This is a genomic window from Streptomyces cylindrosporus, from assembly GCF_022698165.1.
In the GTDB taxonomy this organism is placed as follows: domain Bacteria; phylum Actinomycetota; class Actinomycetes; order Streptomycetales; family Streptomycetaceae; genus Streptomyces; species Streptomyces cylindrosporus.
On sequence record NZ_JALDAY010000009.1, the window covers coordinates 1 to 19,357 of the forward strand.

A 19,357-nucleotide genomic window follows, 5' to 3' on the forward strand; every position below is an offset into this window, starting at 1 on the left:
CCCCGCAGCGAGATCACGCTGGAGGAGCTGACCAACCACATGGCCGGCGGCGCCGAACTCGCGGCCCTCAAGCACGAGTTGGCCCAGGTCCGCGGCGTCGATGTCGAGGAGCTCCCCGAAGAGGACGAGCTTCAGGTCGGCGTCCCTCAGCCCAACTGACCCTCACATGTAGGCGGCACACAGAGGGGGAGGGCGGCACCGGACCGGTGCCGCCCTCCCCCTCTGTGTGCGCTCAGCCGGTGGCCGGAAGCACCGTCCGCGGCCGGACCGGGAACCCGGCCGCGCGGTAGCAGTCGTCGATGAGCCGCATGGTGGTCAGCGCGTCGTCCGCGTCGAGAGCCAGGGGCGCGTCCTCCCGCAGGTGGGCCGCGAAGGCCTCCAGCTGGAAGGTGTACGACGACCGGCGGCCGAGTTCCTCGGTGCGCTCGCCGGCGGCCGTGCGGACCACCACCCGGTCGTCCAGGTGCGGCTGCACGAAGTTCATCGCGGTGGCCTCACCACGGGTGCCCACGACGCGGCAGCTCATCTGCCACTTGTCGTACGCCATATGGCAGTTGGCGCTGCCGGTGACCCCGCCCGGGAACTCCAGGTCGGCGTACAGCCACTCGTCGACGCCCGCCGCCCCGGCCTTCTCCCCGCCGCGCGCGGCGACGAGCCGGGGTGCGCCGCCGGCCCAGGGCGCCAGCATCCGCAGCGCGTGCAGGCTGTAACACCCGAGGTCCATGAGCGCGCCGCCGGCCAGCGGGAACGACCACCGCAGGTCGTCGTCCGGCGGTGCGGGCATGGCGACCATGGCCTCGATGTGCCGGAGTTCGCCCAGCTCCCCGCTGTCGAGCAGCTCGTGCAGGCGCCGGGTGACCGGGTGGAACAGGTAGTGGAAGCCCTCCATGAACACGGTGCCGGCCTTGGCGACGGCCTCGGAGACCTCGGTCGCCTCCTCGGTGTTGCTCGCGGACGGCTTCTCCGTGAGGACGTGCTTGCCGGCGGCGAGGGCGGCCAGGTTCCACGGCCCGTGCAGGCTGTTGGCCAACGGGTTGTAGACGACCTCGACCTCGGGGTCGGCGATCAGGTCGGCGTAGGAGTCGGCCACCCGCTCGACACCGTGCGCGGCGGCGAACGCCTCGGCGCGGTCGCGGTCGCGCGCCGCCACCGCGACGAGGCGGTGGCCGCACGTCCGGGCCGGCTTCACGATGGAGAGTTCGGCGATCCGGGCCGCGCCCAGCACGCCGATCCGCAGGGGTTCGTACGTCGTCACTTGCGCACCTCGTCGAGTCGTACGGGCCGGTGCTCGTGCAGCGACAGCGTGCACGCGTCGGCGATCCGGCTGGCTTCGATGCCGTCCGCCACAGTGCAGGGGGAGGGGGCGGAGCCGGCGACGACCTCGGTGAAGGCGGTGAGTTCGGCTCGGTAGGCGTCGGCGAAGCGGTCCATGAAGAAGTCGTGCGGGGTGCCTGCGGGGAACGTGGCTCCCGGCTCTACGGAGCGCAGCGGCAGCCCGTCCTCCAGGCCGACGGCGATGCTGTCCTTCATGCCGTGCAGTTCCAGGCGTACGTCGTGACCGCGGGCGTTGTGCCGGGAGTTGGAGATGACGGCGATGGTGCCGTCGTCAAGGGTGAGCAGCGAGGACGCGGTGTCGACGTCACCGGCTTCACGGATGTGGTCGGCGCCCCGGTTGCCGCCGGTCGCGTACACCTCGACCACCTCGCGTCCCGTCACCCAGCGCACGATGTCGAAGTCGTGCACGCTGCAGTCGCGGAAGATGCCGCCCGAGACGGCGATGTAGGCGGCCGGCGGCGGCGCGGGGTCCAAGGTGGTCGACCGTACGGTGTGCAGCTTGCCGAGCTCACCGCTCAGCACGGCCCGGCGCGCGGCCACACAGCCCGCGTCGAAGCGACGGTTGTAGCCGATCTGCACCTCGACACCGCTGCCTTCCACCGCCCGCAGCAGCTCCAGGCTCTCCTCGACGGTGCGGGCGACGGGCTTCTCGCAGAAGACCGGGACGCCCGCCTTGACCGCGGCGAGGATCAGCTCCGGGTGCGCGTCGGTCGCGGCGGCGATCACGACACCGTCCACGCCCGCGGCGAACACCGCCTCGGGAGAGTCCACGGCCTTGGCCCCGAACCGCTCGGCGACCGAGGTGGTGGCAGCGGCCACCGGATCGGTGACCACCAGGGAGTCCACCGCGTCGAGCCCGGAGAGGGTCGCCGCATGGAACGCGCCGATCCGGCCCAGCCCCATGATGCCTATACGCATGAAAATCGTGCTCCTTCAGCCCGACAGGGCGGCTCAGTCCTGGCCGCCGAGGAGGTTCTCGTCGTGGTCGACGACCGAGCCGGTGATGACACCGCTGCGGTCGGAGAGGAGGAAGTCGTCCTTTCAGCTCAGGCGGCGCTCGGCGCTCGCCCGCAGTTCGTCGCGCAGTCGCCCGGGAGTCCAGCCCTCCGTGACGGCCTGCCAGAGGGTGTCCGCCTGGGAGGGCGGGGCGAGACCGTCGACCGGCGGGTCGAGGTCCAGGTTGGTGGGGAAGGGGTAGCCCTCGGCGGTGGCGGCGACCACGCGGCGCAGCCAGTCCCGCGAGACGCCCTCGGCCTTGCGGCGCAGCAGCACCGGGAACAGGGCGCTCGCCATCGCCGTACGGTCCACCGTCTCCATGGCGCGGCCGAAGGCGGAGGAGATCTGCAGCAGGTTGGCCATACGGCGGATTCCGGCAGAGCGGTTGTGTCCGGCGGCGTGGAAGAGCGCGGGGTTGAAGAAGACCGCATCGCCCTTCTCCAGGGGGAGCTGGACGTGGTGGGCGTCGAAGTACTCGACGAACCGCGGGAGCCGCCAGGCGAGATAGCCGGGCTCGTACTTCTGTGAGTGCGGCAGGTACAGGGTCGGGCCGGACTCGACCGGCATGTCGCAGTGGGCCACCGCACCCTGCAGGGTCAGCGCGGGGGAGAGGCGGTGCACGTGCGCCGGGTAGGCGGCGGCGCGCTCCTGGGTGAGGAAGCCGAGGTGGTAGTCGCGGTGCACGGTCTGCGCCGCCCCGCCGGGGTTGACCACGTTGACCTGCGAGGTCACCTGGTAGGCGGGGCCCAGCCAGGCTTCGGTGATCAGCTCCACCATGTCGTTGGCGTAGTAGTCGGCGAAGACCTCCGGCACGCGCACCGCCATCTTGTCCAGCGCGTTCCACACCCGGTCGTTGTCACCCGGGGCGGCGAAGTGGTCCCCGCGGGCGCCATCACTCGCCCGCTCCTCCTCGATCAGCGCGTCGAAGGCGGCGGACGCCCGGTCCACGACGGCCTCGTCGGCGAACGCACCCTTGAGGACCACGATGCCGGGTCCGTCCATCAGCGCCCGGATCAGCTCGCCCTGCACCTCCCGTCGGTCGGCGGCGGTGGCGGCGAGCTTGCGGAGCCGTTCGCTGTCGTAGAGCAGCACGTTCTGTTCCACGCCCTCGGCCACGGGATAGTCCTCGGCGTCCGTCTTCTGCTCCACGAGTGAGCGCAGGGCGGCGAGGTCGCAGTCGGCTTCGGTCAGCCAGGTCCGCTGTTCCACGGCTGTGGAGGGCATCCGGGTCCTTTCGCAGTTCTTGCTTTTCTGCCAGTCTTGAGAACCCGAACCCATCATTCAATCCTCAGCAGTGCATCAAATATCCATCATCGCCCCTTGGGATCCGTCATGCGTCACCCCTATCCGATCAGGGAAATCGCCCGTCAGGCCGGACTGAGCACGGCCACGGTCGACCGTGTGCTCAACGACCGGGGCAATGTGCGCGAGAGCACCGTCCGGGAGGTGCACGAGGCCATCAAGGATCTGGACCGCCAGCAGACCCAGGTCCGGATCGCGGGCCGCACCTTCATGATCGACATCGTGATGCAGACACCGGAGCGGTTCTCCACCGCCGTGCGCGAGGCGCTGGAGGCCGAGCTTCCCTCCCTGCACCCCGCCGTGGTCCGCTCCCGCTTCCACTTCCGTGAGACCTGCCCGTCCGAGGAACTGGTCGGCACCCTGGACAAGATCGCCAAGCGTGGTACGCAGGGAGTGATCCTCAAGGCTCCCGACCTGCCGGAGATCGGGGCCGCCGTCGGCCGGCTGACCGCGGCCGGCATTCCCGTCGTCACCCTGGTCACCGACCTGCCCCACAGCGCACGGCTGGCCTACGTCGGCATCGACAACCGCGCTGCCGGCGCCACCGCCGCCTACCTCCTTCAGCAGTGGCTCGGCGACCGGCCCGGCAGTGTGCTCACCACGATGAGCCGGGGCTCCTTCCGCGGCGAGGAGGAGCGCGAGATGGGCTTCCGCAGTGCGATGCGCCTCGCCGACTCCCGGCGTCCCCTGGTGGAGGTCACCGACAGCGACGGACTGGACGCCACCCAGCACGAGCTGGTGCTCCAGGCCCTCAGGAGTGACGAGGACATCGTCGCGGTCTACTCGATGGGCGGCGGCAACCTCGCCACCCTGGACGCCTTCCGCGCCCTGAACCGGCCCTGTGCCGTCTTCGTCGCGCATGACCTCGACCACGACAACACGCGCCTGTTGCGCGAAAGAAGGCTCTCCGCGGTGCTCCACCACGACCTGCGCCAGGACGTACGCCGGGCCTGCCAGACCGTCATGCGGGCACACAAGGCGCTGCCCGACGACGGCCCGACCCTGCCGTCGGCGATCCAGGTCGTCACGCCGTTCAACCTGCCGCCGGACGTCTCCCCGGCGCCGTACACGGGATGACGAATCCTGCGACGGCGCGGGCGAATTCCTCCGGCTCCTCGATGTGGCCGAAGTGCCCGCTGTTCTCCATGATGAGTAGTTCGCTTCGCGGGATCAGCCTGTGCAGCTCCTCTGCCCACCCGACCCCGCAGATGAAGTCGTGGCGGCCGACGACGACCAGGGTCGGCGCGGTGAGCGAGCCCAGGTCCGTGCTGTCGTCGAAGCCCTGCGGGACGAGGTTCTCGTCCAGCGCCGATATGTGCGTGGCGCTCACGGTGGCGCGCAACGACGCGAACTCCTTCTCCCGGCCCCAGTAGTCGGCGAAGTAGGCGGGCAGCAGCCCCTTGACCACGGCCGTCATCTGTGTGTCGTCGGAGATGGCGGGCATGGCCTCGAACGCCGCCAGGACCGCGGGGAGTTCGGGGTGGTCGGCATGGCGCGCGGCGAACTGCTGGAACAGCCGCACGGCTTCGGCGACGTGTTCGGGGCCGGTGAGCGGCGCGCTGTCGTAGAGGATCACCCCGGCGACCTTTTCGGGCCGGTGCAGAGCGTGGTACTGGACGACGAAGCCGCCGTGGGAATGGCCCAGCAGATGCACCTCGGGAACACCGAGATGGTCGATCAGGCCGCCGAGGAAGCGACTGTAGCGGGGGCGGGTGTAGCCGTGGGGGTGGGAGGGGAGGCGGCCGGAGCCTCCCGTGCCGACGGGCTCGGGGTAGACGACCGTGAGATGCCGCTCCAGGGCGGGCATGCGCAGGTACTCCCAGGAAATGCCGGGTCCGCCGGAATGCGCGACGCACACCGGGCCCGTGCCGTGGACGTGATACCGCTGCGTGATTCCGTCGATGTCGACCGTGTGCGTACCGGCCGTCAGAGGGTCGGTGGTGGAGGCGGCCATGGGGACTCCGTATCCGGCGGGGGCGATGACGCCGACAAGACGCGGGACGGGAGACAGAGTTCGACTTCGTTCGTGTGGCGCCTGTCACATGACCGGGAGCAGGTTGATGGCCTGCACCGGCCGTGGATGGAACAGTCGCAGCCGGTGCACCCGGCCGGCACCGTCCAGGGACATGAGCCAGGCCACGGTGGGCGGGCAGTGCTCGGGGTCGTCGGCCGGGTTGAGGATGTCCATCTCCCAGACGACCAGGGACCGTCCGGCCACGGCATGGACAAGGCGCTGGCGCACACCGGCCTCGATGTCGCCGTCCATGGAGCGCACGAGAAGGTCCCGGCCCCCCACCCGGTCGTTTCCCCTCAGGAGGCCGATCTCGGGAGACCAGCGCTCCGCCAGCAGCTTTCCGAAGTGCCCGCTCTCGGCGGCGGACAGCGTCTCACGGGCCTCGATCCGGCTGGCCCGGACGCGCCGCTCGACATCCCCGTGCGCAGCGTCCGTCGTGGCGGCGAGGGAGGCGGCGAGCTTGGCCCGGCCCTGGCTGAGCCGGCTGCGGACGGTACCGACCGGGATCCCGCACGCGCCGGCTATCTGCTCGTACGAGGTGACTCCGGTGGTGAAGTGGCGCAGCACCAAAGGCATGCGCAATGTGGGGGAGAGCTCCTCCAGAGCCGCCCAGATCCAGTCCCGCAGCGCGTTCCGCTCCAGCCACTGCTCCGGAGCGCCATCCAGGGAAGGCAGGTGCAGGTCGTCCACCGGCCGGGTGGCGAGCGTGTCCCGCAGCAGGGAGCGGCCGGCGTTGCGCACGATCATCCTCAGCCATGCGCCGACGGCCCCGGGATCGCGGACGTCGCCGATCCGGCGCAGTGCGGTCAGGGCCGCGTCCTGCATCACGTCGTCGGCATCGGCACCCGGCCCCAGGATGCTCAGCGCCACGGCGCGCATGCCGGCACGATGCCGCTCAAGCAGCAGACCCAGGGCGGTGACCTCACCGGCCTGGGCGGCACGCACCAGCACCGCGTCCTCGACGCGTTCGGCCTCGGCCGGGTCCCGCAGGTGACCACTCGCGCGAGACCCTGCCGGGTGTCCCGGCCTTCCTCGGCTCATTGCGCCGGCCCGGGGAAGACCACCCGGAGCCTTTGGACTCGTCCTGCGCGGCGGAACATGAGCCAGGCGAGGTTCTGCGGGCAGGGGTTCGAGATGCCGGCCGGGTTGACGGCTTCCATTTCCCAGATGGTGATGTCCCGGCTGGCCACCACATGGCGCAGATGCTGGGTGACGCCCTTGTCCCGGGTCCGGCGCATGGCCGGGAAGGGGTGGCAGCGTTCTCCGGGGGTGCTGAGCACGCCGACCAGTTCGGTCTCCTTGGGCCACAACTCCAGGATCTCCTTGGGCTGTTGGCCGCGCATGGCGCCCTCCAGCGTGACCTCGGCCTCCTGGCGGCTGTTCTCGGTGAGACGGGAGACGTCGTCATGGGCCTCGGTGGCGGTCGTCAGCAGAACCTTGGCCAGTTTCTCCCGGGCCTGGCTGAGCCGGCTGCGCACCGTGCCGACCGGCACCTCGCAGGCGTCGGCGATCTCCTGGTAGGAGGTGATGCCGCTGAAGTGGCGCAGCATCAGCACCAGCCGTAGCTGCTGCGGCAGTTCCTCCATCGCGTCCCAGATCCAGTCACGCATCGCGTGCTGTTCGATGACCTGCTCCGGCCGTGACGGCTCGTGGTCACTGAGCCGCAGTTGGTCGAGGCCGTCCAGGCCCGGAGTCTCCTTGGCGGCGCGCAGACGCATACGGGAGGAGTTGCGTACGACCGCCCGCAGCCACGCCCCTACGGCCGCCGGGTCCCGTACGTCGCCGATGCGGCGCAGCGCGGTCAGCGCGGCGTCCTGCACCGCGTCCTCAGCGTCGGGGCCGTAACCGAGCAGGCTCATCGCGACGGCGCGCATCGGCGCCTGGTGGCGGGCCAGCAGCAGGCCGAGGGCTCCGGTCTCGCCGGCCTGGGCCCTGATGGTGAGTTCCTCGTCCGTGGGAGGGCTGGGGGGCACCATGAACTGAACGCCTCCGTGGCGATGTCTGGCGGTGTATGGCGATGTCTGGCGATGGATCATGAACCGTCTGCTGTGGGGGAGGGGCTCCGGCCCGCTTCGGCCGGAGCCCCTGGACGTGCTGGTGATGAACTATGCCGTGGTCATGGCCGTTCCGGAAGCCAGCTTCCGTGGAAGCCGGCGGGGACGGGGTGGGGGAGTTCCACCACCGCTTGGACGGAGAGCTCCGCGGCGTCGAGAACGAGCAGTTCACCGGCCTCGCCGTCGTCGTTCGAGATGAGCGACAGCAGCCAGCCCTCGTCCTCGCCGGTGCCGTCCGCCGCCGGTACGAAGACCGCCTCGCCCGCGAAGCGGCTGCCGGGCGTTTCGTGGATCTGACCGGTGTGACGGGTCAGGTCGTGCTTGACGATGCCGTCACCGGAGACGGTGTACAGGTAGCGGTTGGGGCGCCCGGTGAGTGTCTCGTTGTGCGTGGGGAACTCCGCCGCGCGGTCGTCCAGTTCGGACTCGGCGACACGTCCGGTGGCCGGGTCCAGGGTCCAGCGGTGCAGGACGGAGGGTGCCTGGGAATGACCCGGTTCGGGCACGACGGCCAGGCCGCCGAGGCCCGTGGGGCCGCCGATGTCCCCCCAGGCGTGCTGGAAGCCGACGGGGTCGTAGCGCACCGCGTCGAGCACGATGCGCCCCTGCGCGTCCTCGTGGGCGTTGCCCACGTGGAAGACGTAGCAGGGATCGATGTCGTACCACCGCACGTCGGTGCTGCCGGGCGTGCGGGACATGACGCCGAGCCGGGCGCCGTACCCCTCGTCCCACTGGTAGGGCATGCCGCCGCGCCCGGCGAGGCTCGGGTCGAAGACGACGGGCAGGTCCATCCAGACGATGTGGTGCTCGGTGATGGCGAAGTCGTGCATCATCGTCGGGCCCGGCACGTCGATGGGCCGGCTGTCGAGCAGTTCTCCCTCCGCGGTGACCCGGTGGTAGGTGAGATACGGCGGGGCGAACCCGGTCCCGAACAGGTGCAGTTCGCCGGTGACCGGGTCCTCCTTGGGGTGGGCGGTCATCGCGGTGCGCAGCCGCCCGCCGAAGTCGTACGGGCCGACGGTCTCCAGCTCCGGAGTGACCCAGTAGGGGAGGCCGACCTCGCACAGAGCCAGCACGGTGTCCGCGTGCCGGATCACATGGGTGTTGGCGGGCGTCGCGGCCAGGTCGACGGAGCCGTCCCGGCGGACGAAGGGGTGCCCCTCCAACTCCCGTGTGCGGATCCACCGGTTGCGGTACCACTCGGCGCGTCCGCCGCGCAGCCGGATGCCGTGCAGCATGCCCGGGCCGGTGAACCAGTGCCCCTTGTCCTCGCCGGGCAGGGGGTTGGGGCCGTTGCGCAGATAGCGGCCGTCCAGATCGGGCGGCAGGGAGCCCCGTACGGTGAGATCGGCGGTGTCGTACTCCTCGGGGACCGGGGCGAAGCGGCCCCGGAGATAGAGGGGAAGGGTTGTCTGGTCGGTCATTGTGCTGTCCTTTGCCCCGCCGTGGTGCGGGCGGCGTCCTCGATCGTGTCGGTGACGATGCCCGGGTGGCAGATCATCGCGTCGCCCCGGCCGCCTGGGTCGGCCGCGGCGCCCATGGCGACCAGGGCGCGCAGCCGCCCGTGGAGGGCTTTCATACGGTGGCTCCCGCCGCCTTCTTGATGAGCGCCGCGACCTCGGCGGGCCTGGACACGTACACGGCGTGGCTGCCGCCGGTCTCGGTCACCGTCGCGCCGGCCCGCTCGGCCATGGCCCGCTGGGCCGGGGGCGGGATCATACGGTCGTCGGTGGCGACCAGGTAGAAGCTCGGCTTCGTGCGCCAGGCGGGCTGTCCGACCGTCCCGCCCAAGGCGTCCAGGCCCCAGGGCACCTGGGAGTCGGCCAGGAAGCGCGCCTCGTCGGCGGGCAGGTCCCCGGCGAAGGACGCGGCGAACTTCTCCCGGTCCAGGAAGAGGAACCCGTCCTGCGGAGGCAGGATCGGCGGCACGGGGGCGCCGGGCGGCGGGTCGGCGATGAGGGTGTTCACGGACTCGCCCTTGTCGGGCGCGAACGCCGCGACGTACACGAGTGCGCTCACGTTCTCGTGGTTGCCCGCTTCGGAGATCACCGCGCCGCCGTAGGAGTGCCCGACCAGTACGGTCGGTCCGTCCTGGGCGTCGAGCACCTGCTTGGCGGTGGCGGCGTCGCCTTGGAGGGAGATCGTGGGGTTCTGGACGATGCTCACGGCGTAGCCGTCCGCGCGCAGGAGGTCGTAGACCCCCTTCCAGCCCGATCCGTCGACGAATCCGCCGTGGACGAGTACGACGTTCTTTGCTTCCGGGACAGTGCTCATGTGCCTGCTCCTTCGTGGACTTCGTGGAGTCTGTGGACTTCGGGACCTTCGAGGACTTCGGGGAGTGACGGCCTAGCGGGGAACGGCCGTGACCGACCCCTGCTGGGCCAGCAGCCGTGCCTGGGCCCGTTCGGGGTGGACCTTGGTGAAGATCGCGGGGCCGACGAGTCCGATGACATGGGCGGTGATCCCGATCCAGGCCGGGGCGTCCACCGCGCCCGCGACGGCGAGGCTCACGGCGATGAAGGTGAAGCCGGCGCCCCAGGCGGCGGTGATGTGGTTGTTGACCTGGACGAATTCCGGCATGTCCCAGTACTCGCGCGGTGTCTGGCGCTTGGCGATGCCGAGGGTGAAGGGGCGGCGGACCGCCATGGAACCCCAGGCGGTGGCGCCCAGCCAGACGAAGGAGATGACGTCGGTGTGCTCCTTGAGCGACGAGTCCGGCCGGGCGACGGAGATGGCGCCGAACACGACGAAGTACGCGATCGTGCTGATCTCCAGGATCAGAGCGTCGAGGCCGACCCCGCGACGGAGGTCCTGCGCCAGGAGCAGCACCGCCGAGACCAGACCCGCCAGCGCGCCCCAGCGCCAGTCGAAGGACGAGATGACGCCGGCGACGATCCAGGGGACGAAGCCCCGCATATAACCCACAATGCCCATTACATGTTCCTCGGTGAAATGAGACGGACGGCCGCGGAGGGGTGTTGCTCCGAAGCCGCTCGGTGACATGACGCCGACTAGATGCAGGGCGCGCGCCGAAGTTCGAAGTCCGACGTGTGGCGCTCGTCACATTCCGCCGCTGCCGTCGGGCCGCGCGAGCTAAGGGGCCACGCCAGGTCCGACCAGGTGTTGTCGTGCGAGGGTTGCCTGGAGCGCGACAAGCCTCCAGGCAACCGGCTTCAGGCTCTGGAAGAAGCCCAGCTTCTTCGGCGAGTACGACACCAGCAGGTTCTTCGTCTGCTGGTAGTACACGCGCTCCGTCGCCTCCGACCTGGGGCAAAGAGTGGAATCGTCTGTCGCTGAGCCAAGTTGGTCCGCACCTGGTCCGGATCTTGGTGCGTGAGCTGTGTCCAGCCAGTCCTGGGCGAGCAAATATGTGCAGGTCGGGGCCCTGCTTCGTGAAACCGTCCACGGGGTGGGTGATACGTCTGTGATAGCTCGTGACACATGAATCTCCGTCGGCTCGCTCCGGCGTCATGCGTAGACGTGGACCTGATACGACGACGCCCCGCCGGCTCGCCGCTTTCGAGTACGCGGAGGAGCGAGGCGGTGATGACGCGGGCGGTGCGGCCTGTCGGGAGCACGCGGCATCGGAATTGTCCGCGGTGAACGAGGTCGTAGCTCCTCGGTCTCGACAGGCCCAATGCCCGGGCGGCGTTGCGCTGCTCTTGCTGGGTGTGGTGGATTGCCAATAGTCCGTGGATTCACCGACTTCGGTGACCGGCCAATGGCGGATATTCTGCTTGGTTCCGCGTTGGAGGTGAGCTGTATAGAGCCTGTTGGAAATGGCTCCTGACCTGCCGCTTTATCGAGCGTGCGTTGTGTGCGCCGTGGGCCGTTACCTGCGATGTCCTGACGCATGTCTGACGCACGCGGCGCATGCGTGACGCACGTTCTGACGGGTGGTCGGGTATGGCCGGCCGGGCGTTGAGTGGATCGGCAACCGGCGTTCCTCGTTGATTTCGAGGGCGAGGTGATCGCCGAGCAGTTGCAGCGGCCGGCGGGGCAGGTGGCCGTGCGGTCGGGCGAGGGGCGTGCGGCACAATGGCGGCCATGGCGGCTGGTATCACGATCGGGGTCCTCGGGCCGTTACGGCTGGCCGTCGACGGCGTCGGCGTGAACGTCAAGGGGACCCGGCTGCGAGCCCTCGTCGCGATGCTCGCCCTGGCCGCCGGGCGGGAAGTGGCCCGGACGGACCTGGTGGAAGCGGTGTGGGACGACCAGCCGCCCGCCGCTCCCGACAACGCCCTCCAAGCGCTCGTGTCCCGGCTACGGCGGACCGTGCCCGGGATCGTCGTCGAAGCCGGGCCCACCGGCTACCGCCTCGTCGTCGACCGCGCCGAGGTCGACGCCCTGCGGTTCCACTCGCTGCTCGCCACCGCCGACTCCGCCCGCGGTGACCACGTCCGGCGGGCCGAACTGCTGCGCACCGCCCTGGGGTTGTGGCGGGGGCCCGCGTTGGCCGGGCTGCTCGACCTGCCCTTCCTGCGCGCCCACGCCGTACGGCTCGAAGAGCTGCGCCGCCGTGCCCTGGAGGACCGCGTCGACGCCGACATCGCGCTCGGGCACGGTGCCGAACTCGTGGCCGAACTGATGGGGCTGGTCTCCGAGCAGCCGCTGCGCGAGAAGCCGCGCATCCAGCTGATGAGCGCCCTGCGGGCCGCGGGGCGGCAGAGCGACGCGCTCGCCGTGTACAGGGACGCCCGCGCCGCGTTCGCCGAAGAGCTCGGCATCGACCCCTCGGCCGAACTACACGACGCCTACTTGGAGTTGTTGCGGGGAGAAGGGGGGCCTTCGGGTACGTCTGCCACGTCTTCGGGGACCGCTGCGGGTGCCTCCTCCGTCGTCCCGGACGGCCCTGCGGTCCTCCCGGCCTCGTCCCCCGCCTCGCCCTCCGCCCCATCCTCCGTCCGATCACCCCACCTCCCCTCCCCCCTCACCGCTCTCCTCGGGCGTGACGACGACCTTCGTACGATCGAGGAACTCCTCACCCGTACCCGGCTGGTGACCCTCGTTGGGCCCGGTGGTGTCGGCAAGACACGGGTCGCCGTCGAAGTCGCCCGGCGGGTCGTCGAACGGGGTGAGGGGCGGGTGTGGCTGGTCGAGCTGGGGGCCGTCGCCGATCCAGTGAACGTGCCCCGGGCCATCCTCGACGCCACCGGTGCGGGTGAGGGCGGTCTGCTCACCGCGACCGGGCTCGAAGCCACCCGGGCGGACATCGTGGACCGGCTGCTCAACCTGATCTCCGACCAACCCGCCCTGCTCGTCCTGGACAACTGCGAGCACGTCGTCGCGGCCGTCGCCGAGAGCGCCGACGTACTGCTGACCCGCTGTCCGCGGCTGCGGATCCTCGCCGCCGGGCGGCAGTCCCTGGGGGTGGGCGGGGAGCGGCTGCACGCGCTGGCCGGGCTCGCCCTGCCGCCGCGCTCGGACGCCGCGGACGCCGGTGCCAGTCCCGCCGTACGGCTGTTCGTCGACCGGGGTACGGCGGTGCGGCCCGAGTTCGTGCTCGACGAGCGCACGGTGGCGCCCGTGGTGGCGATCTGCCGGGCGCTGGACGGGAATCCGCTGGCGATCGAGCTGGCCGCCGCGCGGCTGCTGTCCCTCACCGCCGGTCAGATCGAGGCCCGGCTGCACGACCGCTTCCGGCTGTTGTCCGGTGACCGGCGTTCCGCCGGGCGGCAGCAGCGGACCCTCCAGGCGGTGATGGACTGGAGCTGGGAGCTGCTCGACGACGACGAGCGTGCCCTTGCCCGGCGGTTGTCGGTGTTCGCAGGGTGGGCCGATCTCGCGCTCGTCGAGCGGGTGTGCGTGCGGGGTGCCGCCGCCACGGGTGACCCCGGCGGTGCGCCCGCCAGCGGCTTCACCACCGGCGATACCGACCTCCTCCTTGCCTCCCTCGTCAACAAGTCCATCGTGCAGACGGAGGAGCGCGACGAGCGGATCTGGGTCCGGATGGCCGAGACCGTACGGCTCTACGCGGCCGAGCGGCTCGTCGAGGCCGGGGAGGCGGACCGGGTGCGCGGGCGCCATGCCGACGTAATCCTGGAGATCGTCGAAGAGACCGAACCACGGCTGCGCCGGGACGACCAACTCGCCGCGCTCGCCCTGCTCGGCGCGCGCCTCGACGACATCGACGCGGCGCTGCGCTGGTCGGTCGACGCCGCCCCGCCCGAGGTCCCGATCCGGCTCGTCGCGTCCATGGTGTGGTTCTGGGCGCTCAGCGGGCGGCGCGCGGAAGGGGTGGAGTGGACGGACCGGGTGCTGGCGCTGGACGCGAGCGGTGTGCCCGCCGCGCGGGCGCTGCTGTGCACGGTCGCCGCGCTCCAACGCGGGGCCCTGCAAGGGGAGTCGGAGGGGCTGCCGTACCTGTTCGAGGCACTCGCCCTCGCCAACGAGCTGGAGGAGACGGGGCAGGCCGCCGAGCATCCGATCCTGGTCGTGGCGGGGCTGCTGGGGTCCATGGCGATGGGCTCGCCCGACGTCATCCGGGAACTGCTGCGGGAGTTCGCCGACCACCGGGACCCGTGGCTGCGGGCCATCGCCCCCATGCTCGCCGCGCACCTGCTGGCCAACGCGGGCCAACCGCAGGCCGCGCGCGAGGAGTTCGAGACAGCGCTGCGGGGCTTCCGACGCGTCGGTGAGCGGCTCGGTCTCGCCTACACCCTCTCCGGCATCGCCGACTCCGACAGCGCCCGCGGTAACCACGTCGGGGCGATCGGCGCCCTGACGGAGGCGCTGCGGGCCATGACCGAGCTGGGCGTGGCGGAGGACCGGCCCATCCTGATGGTCCGGCTGGGGCGCGAACGCGCGTACGTCGGTGAGTACGCCGAGGCCGAGACCGTCCTGGAGGAGGCCGCGGCGGACGCCGCCCGGCTCGGTCTGGGCGAGGCCGTGGGCGTGGCGCAGCACGCGCTGGGCGACATCCTCCGGCGGCAGGGGCACCTGGCCCGGGCCCGGGACCTGCTGGAGAGCGCGCTCGCCCAGGTCACCGCGCACGGCCGGGGGGTGGGCTACCGACCGCTGGTGCTGATCAGCCAGGGACACCTCGCCGTGGCCGAGGGCCGCCTGCCCGCCGCGGTCGAGGCGTTCCGGGCCGCGTCCGAGCTGGCGGGACGGACCGGCGAGGCCCAGGTGACCGCGCGGGTCCTGGTCCTGGCCGCGGACATCGCCCTGGCCCAGTCCGGCCACCAGCGCGCGGCGGTCCTGCTGCGCACCGCGGAGTCCGTACGCGGCCAGCCGTTCACCGCGGACCCGGACGTCCGACGGACCGAGGCCGCCGTGCGGGGTGCCCTCGGCGAGGAGGGGTACGCATCGGTGCGGGCGGTGGAGGGGGACCGGCTCAGTGGGTTGTTGGCGGAGTCGGGGCGGTGGCCGGTGGTGCCGCCGGTCCGGTGACGGGGGCGGGTGGGTTCGCCGCCAGTTCGGTGAGGAGGGGGACGAGGGCCGTGGGGGTTGGCTGTTCTCGTATCTCCTGGGCCAGTTCCTGGGCCGTCTCCCCGTAACTCGGGGTGGTCAGGAGTTCCTCCAGGGCGGTCCGGACCGCCTTCGGGTCGTAGCCCCCGGCTGGGGGCTGCGGTGCGCCCCGTCCGTGCAGGTCGGGCATCAGGCCCGCGCCCCGCTCGGTGAGCCGGCGGCCGACGACCGTCCATGTCGGGTTCGGTTCCGACGGCAGGGGGACGAGCTGGGGGAGGCCGAAGGCCAGCCCGGTCAGGGCCGTTCCGGCGCCGCCGTGGTGCATCAGGGCGGTGCAGGAACCGAGGAAGAGGTCCAGCGGTACCGGGCCGGGGGTAAGGACGCCCGGTGGCACGGTGACGCCGTCCCCGGGGGCGGCCGTCACGATAGCCTCCAGGTCCGGTACGGATGTGAGCCCGTGCATCAGGTCGTCCCACACCCCCGGGGCGGTCAGCAGGGGCGAGTCGCTGCCGAAGCTCACGCACACCCGCCGGGCCGCCGGGCCCAGCCGCTTTACCCAACTCGGCAGCGGGCCCGCGCCGTTGAAGGGCACGTACCGCACGGGCTGGGCCGGGGCGGCGTCCGCGCACTGGAGGCTCGGTGGGCACGGGTCGAGGATCAGCGCCGGGTGGACCGGACCGTCGGGGACGCCGTGGCGCGCCGCGGTCTCGGCGAGGGCCGCGACGGCCCGGGGAACGGTCCGCGAACCGACCTCGTCCGGGCCCCAGCGGTGCACGACGGCGGGGACGCCGAGCGCGGCGGCCACGATCAGGCCGCTGAACTCGATCGGGTCGCACAGCACCAGGTCGGGCCGCCAGGCGCGTGCGGTGGCCAGGTGCTCGTCGAGGACGCCGTCGACCCGTTGCCGCCAGCGTTCCTCCATGAGTGCCCAGTCGGGCCCCGCCCCGGCCTGCCCGGTGGCCGCCGGGCCTGACGGGGGCGCGGAGCGGCCCAGCTTCCGGCCCGGCGGCGGGTTCACCGCCGCGCCGGAGACGCCCGCGCCCGCCGCCCGCTCGACGACCGGTGCCGGTGCGCTCACCAGAACCTCGTGGCCGGCGGCCCGCAGAGCCCAGGCGAGCGGCACCATCGTCATCACATGGGTGGGCACGAGCCCCACGATCAGGACCCGCACGTCACCGCTCCCGGTGGTAGGCGCGCAGCGTCAGCGGGACGAAGGCCACCAGCAGTACGGCGCACGCGATCAGCGTCTTGGTCACCGGCTCCGCCACCGGACCGCCCACCAGCATGCCCCGGATGGAATCGGCCAGCATCGTCACCGGGTTGACCTTGACGATCGCCTGCAGCCAGCCCGGCATGGTCTTCGCCACCACGAACGAGTCGCTCAGGAACGTCAGCGGCAGCATGATCCCGAAGGCCAGCGCCTGGACGTTCTCCGGTGAGGACGCCTTCAGTCCGGCCAGGATGGCGGCCCAGGACAGCGAGAAGGAGAAGACCCAGACCAGCAGGAGCATCGGGGCCAGCTGGTACCAGTGCGTGGTGACCCGGAAGCTGAGCAGGATGCTGAAGCCGAGCAGCAGGGCGATCGACCACAACAGCATCACGAAGTCCGCGGCGATCCGGCCTATCAGCGGCGCCGTCCGGGAGATCGGCAGGCTGCGCAGCCGGTCGAACAGGCCCTTGGTGACATCGGTGTTCAGCCCGATGGCGGTGCGCGCGGTGATCAGCACCGTGCTCTGCACGATGAGGCCGGGCACCGCGAACTGCAGATAGGCGTGGCGCGAGCCGGCCATCGCGCCGGCCAGGACGAAGGCGAACATGAATACGAACATCACGGGCTGGATGCCGACTTCGAGCAGGGTCTCCGGGCTGTGCTTGATCTGCACCAGCTGCCGCCAGGCGACCGTGCCGCTCTGCCGGAGGACTCCGGTGCGACGGGGGCGCGCGGCGGGGGCGTCAGCGGGCGCGTCCGCGGGGGCGACGGTCGTCATGGCGTGGTCACCTTCTTCGTGGATTCCGGGTTCTCCGTGGTGAGCTGCTTGAACACCTCGTCGAGGCTCGGTTCCCTGATGGACAGCTCGGCCACCTCGATGCCCGCGTCGTCCAGGCGCCGTACGACGGCGGGCAGGATTCCGGTGTCGTTCACCCGGGTCTTGACGAACCGCTCGTCGCGGGTGTGCTCGCCGGCCACCTCGGTGACGATGTCGGCGACCCGGTCCAGCCGCGCCGAGTCCACCGGGCGGACCAGCAGCGTGGGCCGCCCGACCTCCTGCTTCAGCGTCTGCGGCGTGCCTTGAGCCACGACGGAGCCCCGGTCGATGACGACGATGTCGTCGGCCAGTTGGTCGGCCTCCTCCAGGTACTGCGTGGTCAACAGGATGGTCACGCCGCGGGCCACCTCGCCGCGGATGATCTCCCACAGCTGGTCGCGGGCGTTGGGGTCGAGGCCGGTGGTGGGCTCGTCCAGGAAGATCACCTTCGGCGCGCCGACCAGGCAGGCCGCGAGGTCCAGCCGTCTGCGCATACCGCCGGAGTAGGTCTTGGCCGAGCGGTCCGCCGCCTCCGCGAGACCGAACCGCTCGAGCAGGTCGACGGCGACCCGCCGGGACTCGGCGCGGGACAGGCCGAGCAGCCGGCCGATGAACATCAGGTTCTCCACGCCGCTGAGCAGTTCGTCGATCGCCGCGAACTGGCCGGTGAGACCGATCAGTTCGCGTACCCGGCCGGCCTCCTTGACGACGTCGTGGCCGAGCACACGGGCCTCACCTCCGTCCGGTCCGGCCAGCGTGGCGAGAATGCGGACCGCGGTGGTCTTGCCCGCGCCGTTCGGGCCGAGCAGCCCCAGGACCGTGCCCGCCGGGACTTCGAGGTCGACGGAGTGGAGGGCGACCGTTTCTCCGTAGCGTTTGCTCAGACCTGTCGCCTGAATCGCGTATGTCACAGGACCGGACTCCTCGTCATTGCGGGTTCTCGTGCCGTGGCGGGCCCCGGATCCAGGGCAGACCCCGGGCACCACCGAACCGTAGGAGCGCGCGCTGACACGGGCCTGACACGTCGGTGACGCGTGCCGCGCCCTTGCCCTGGACCCACGTTCAAGCCGGACTCCAGCTCCCCGCCCGAAGCTGACCGCGACACGGCGACGGTGTACTCCGGGAGGCTGGAACGTGAGAGTCGGTGACGTCTTTATCGATGCTCTGGGCGTATGGCTGCCCGAGCCCTACAGCGCGGAACAGGCGGTGCGCGACGGTCTGTACGACGCCGTCGACTTCGAGGAGTCCGGCCTGACCGGGGCCCGGGTTGCCGGGAGTGACGTCGCGCCGACCGAGATGACCGTCCGCGCGGTGCGGCAGCTGCAGGAGCGACGGCAGAGCGAACTGTCGGACGTGGGGCTGCTGGTGCACGCCAGTTCCTCGTGGCAGGGGCCCGAGGGCTGGAACCCGGCGCCGTACATCCAGCGCCGTACCTTCGGCGGTACCGGTCCCTGCTGGCATCTGTCCATGGGCTGCCTCGGCGGGCTGACCGCCTTCGAGATGGCGGTCTCGCACCTGCGGGCCGAACCGGAGCGGCAGACCGTCCTGTTCACCTCGGGCGACAACTGGTCGCAGCCGGAACTGGACCGCTGGGGGTCGGTCCCCGGGGTCATCCTCGGCGACGGGGCCAGCGCCGTGACGCTCACCAAGCGGCCCGGGTTCGCGCGGCTGCTGTCGGTCAACAACGGCGGCGTGCCCGACCTGGAGGGCATGTACCGCGGCAACGAGCCCCTGTACCCCGGCGACGTACGGCTGCGCCCGGTGCCCGACATGCGGCAGCTCGCGACGGCCTACAAGGAGAACACCCCGGACAGTTTCGAGGCGATGGTGCTGGCCGCCAAGGTCCAGCTGGAACTCGTCGACCGCAGCCTCGACCAGGCCGGCATCACCATCGCCGACGTCACCCGGGTCGCCTACGTCCACTACGCCCGCCAGCCCCTGCAGATGTGGCTGCTCGACCCGCTGGACCTGCCCCTGGAGAAGTCGACCTGGGAGTTTGGCCGCGGCGTCGGTCACATCGGCCCCACCGACCAGATCGCCGCGTGGGACCACCTGCTCACCGCCGGTGAACTGGGCCCCGGCGACCATCTGCTGCTCGTCGGCCTGGGGCCGGGGATGACCATCGGCAGCGCCGTCGTGGAGATCCTCGAACGCCCGCGGTGGCTCGACGGCTCCGACGACTGACAGCCCCCGGCCTCTCAACCTTTCAGACCACCGGC

16 protein-coding genes and 1 pseudogene are annotated in these 19,357 nt (G+C 71.3%); 4 read left to right on the top strand and 13 right to left on the bottom strand.

Translation table 11 applies throughout. The annotated features are described in order from the left end of the window. A pseudogene (locus MQP27_RS28445) lies at nucleotides 1-159 on the top strand (sugar ABC transporter ATP-binding protein); the annotation flags it as partial. Nucleotides 160-232: 73 nt separating this feature from the next. Here MQP27_RS28445 and MQP27_RS28450 read toward each other — a convergent pair. The 3 genes from MQP27_RS28450 to MQP27_RS28460 all read right to left on the bottom strand — a co-directional run bounded on the left by MQP27_RS28450 (nucleotide 233) and on the right by MQP27_RS28460 (nucleotide 3,555). Beyond that, a complete protein-coding gene (locus MQP27_RS28450) occupies nucleotides 233-1,255 on the bottom strand; it encodes a Gfo/Idh/MocA family protein (RefSeq protein WP_242768796.1) in 1,023 nt (340 codons plus the stop codon). Continuing rightward, nucleotides 1,252-2,253 carry a Gfo/Idh/MocA family protein gene (locus tag MQP27_RS28455; protein ID WP_242768797.1) on the bottom strand — a complete coding sequence of 334 codons (1,002 nt, stop codon included), beginning with the start codon at nucleotides 2,251-2,253 and terminating at the stop codon, nucleotides 1,252-1,254. The genes MQP27_RS28450 and MQP27_RS28455 overlap by 4 nt, the downstream gene beginning before the upstream one ends. A 123-nt stretch (nucleotides 2,254-2,376) precedes the next feature. Next, nucleotides 2,377-3,555 carry a phytanoyl-CoA dioxygenase family protein gene (locus tag MQP27_RS28460; RefSeq protein WP_242768798.1) on the bottom strand — a complete coding sequence of 393 codons (1,179 nt, stop codon included), beginning with the start codon at nucleotides 3,553-3,555 and terminating at the stop codon, nucleotides 2,377-2,379. Nucleotides 3,556-3,663: 108 nt separating this feature from the next. Here MQP27_RS28460 and MQP27_RS28465 point away from each other — a divergent pair, with 108 nt between their 5' ends. Next, nucleotides 3,664-4,710, top strand: coding sequence for a LacI family DNA-binding transcriptional regulator (locus tag MQP27_RS28465; RefSeq protein ID WP_242769377.1), 1,047 nt, complete (start codon nucleotides 3,664-3,666; stop codon nucleotides 4,708-4,710). On the opposite strand, the gene MQP27_RS28470 is transcribed toward MQP27_RS28465, so the two are convergent. The 7 genes from MQP27_RS28470 to MQP27_RS28500 all read right to left on the bottom strand — a co-directional run bounded on the left by MQP27_RS28470 (nucleotide 4,667) and on the right by MQP27_RS28500 (nucleotide 10,635). After that, nucleotides 4,667-5,587: an alpha/beta fold hydrolase gene (locus tag MQP27_RS28470; protein ID WP_242768799.1), complete on the bottom strand. Its 921-nt coding sequence runs from the start codon at nucleotides 5,585-5,587 to the stop codon at nucleotides 4,667-4,669. The genes MQP27_RS28465 and MQP27_RS28470 overlap by 44 nt on opposite strands. A gap of 84 nt (nucleotides 5,588-5,671) precedes the next feature. Continuing rightward, nucleotides 5,672-6,688 (bottom strand): RNA polymerase sigma factor, encoded by a 1,017-nt coding sequence (locus MQP27_RS28475; RefSeq protein ID WP_242768800.1) that lies wholly within the window; start codon nucleotides 6,686-6,688, stop codon nucleotides 5,672-5,674. Continuing rightward, nucleotides 6,685-7,623 (bottom strand): RNA polymerase sigma factor, encoded by a 939-nt coding sequence (locus MQP27_RS28480; protein WP_242768801.1) that lies wholly within the window; start codon nucleotides 7,621-7,623, stop codon nucleotides 6,685-6,687. Before MQP27_RS28480 ends, MQP27_RS28475 begins: the two co-directional genes overlap by 4 nt. Before the next feature lie 140 nt (nucleotides 7,624-7,763). Further along, complete coding sequence (locus MQP27_RS28485) at nucleotides 7,764-9,125, bottom strand: carotenoid oxygenase family protein (protein WP_242768802.1); 1,362 nt, start codon at nucleotides 9,123-9,125, stop codon at nucleotides 7,764-7,766. Continuing rightward, entirely contained in the window at nucleotides 9,122-9,280 is a 159-nt protein-coding gene (locus tag MQP27_RS28490; protein WP_242768803.1) for a hypothetical protein, read from the bottom strand. The genes MQP27_RS28485 and MQP27_RS28490 overlap by 4 nt, the downstream gene beginning before the upstream one ends. Further along, the gene (locus MQP27_RS28495) at nucleotides 9,277-9,975 is read right to left on the bottom strand and encodes an alpha/beta fold hydrolase (RefSeq protein ID WP_242768804.1); all 699 of its coding nucleotides are present in this window, start codon (nucleotides 9,973-9,975) and stop codon (nucleotides 9,277-9,279) included. Before MQP27_RS28495 ends, MQP27_RS28490 begins: the two co-directional genes overlap by 4 nt. A gap of 72 nt (nucleotides 9,976-10,047) precedes the next feature. Continuing rightward, on the bottom strand, nucleotides 10,048-10,635 hold the full coding sequence (locus tag MQP27_RS28500; protein WP_242768805.1) for a hypothetical protein: 588 nt from the start codon (nucleotides 10,633-10,635) through the stop codon (nucleotides 10,048-10,050). 1,113 nt (nucleotides 10,636-11,748) lie between these two features. Here MQP27_RS28500 and MQP27_RS28505 point away from each other — a divergent pair. Continuing rightward, complete coding sequence (locus MQP27_RS28505) at nucleotides 11,749-15,093, top strand: AfsR/SARP family transcriptional regulator (RefSeq protein WP_242768806.1); 3,345 nt, start codon at nucleotides 11,749-11,751, stop codon at nucleotides 15,091-15,093. Here the strand turns inward: MQP27_RS28505 and MQP27_RS28510 are convergent. The 3 genes from MQP27_RS28510 to MQP27_RS28520 are packed head-to-tail and all read right to left on the bottom strand — an operon-like array spanning nucleotide 15,038 to nucleotide 18,049. Further along, entirely contained in the window at nucleotides 15,038-16,282 is a 1,245-nt protein-coding gene (locus MQP27_RS28510) for a nucleotide disphospho-sugar-binding domain-containing protein (protein WP_242768807.1), read from the bottom strand. The genes MQP27_RS28505 and MQP27_RS28510 overlap by 56 nt on opposite strands. A gap of 1 nt (nucleotide 16,283) precedes the next feature. Continuing rightward, complete coding sequence (locus tag MQP27_RS28515) at nucleotides 16,284-17,099, bottom strand: ABC transporter permease (protein ID WP_242768808.1); 816 nt, start codon at nucleotides 17,097-17,099, stop codon at nucleotides 16,284-16,286. Continuing rightward, nucleotides 17,096-18,049: an ATP-binding cassette domain-containing protein gene (locus MQP27_RS28520; protein ID WP_242768809.1), complete on the bottom strand. Its 954-nt coding sequence runs from the start codon at nucleotides 18,047-18,049 to the stop codon at nucleotides 17,096-17,098. The genes MQP27_RS28515 and MQP27_RS28520 overlap by 4 nt, the downstream gene beginning before the upstream one ends. 223 nt (nucleotides 18,050-18,272) lie before the next feature. On the opposite strand from MQP27_RS28520, the gene MQP27_RS28525 reads away from it, so the two are divergent. Further along, nucleotides 18,273-19,322, top strand: coding sequence for a ketoacyl-ACP synthase III family protein (locus MQP27_RS28525; protein ID WP_242768810.1), 1,050 nt, complete (start codon nucleotides 18,273-18,275; stop codon nucleotides 19,320-19,322). Nucleotides 19,323-19,357 lie beyond the last annotated feature (35 nt).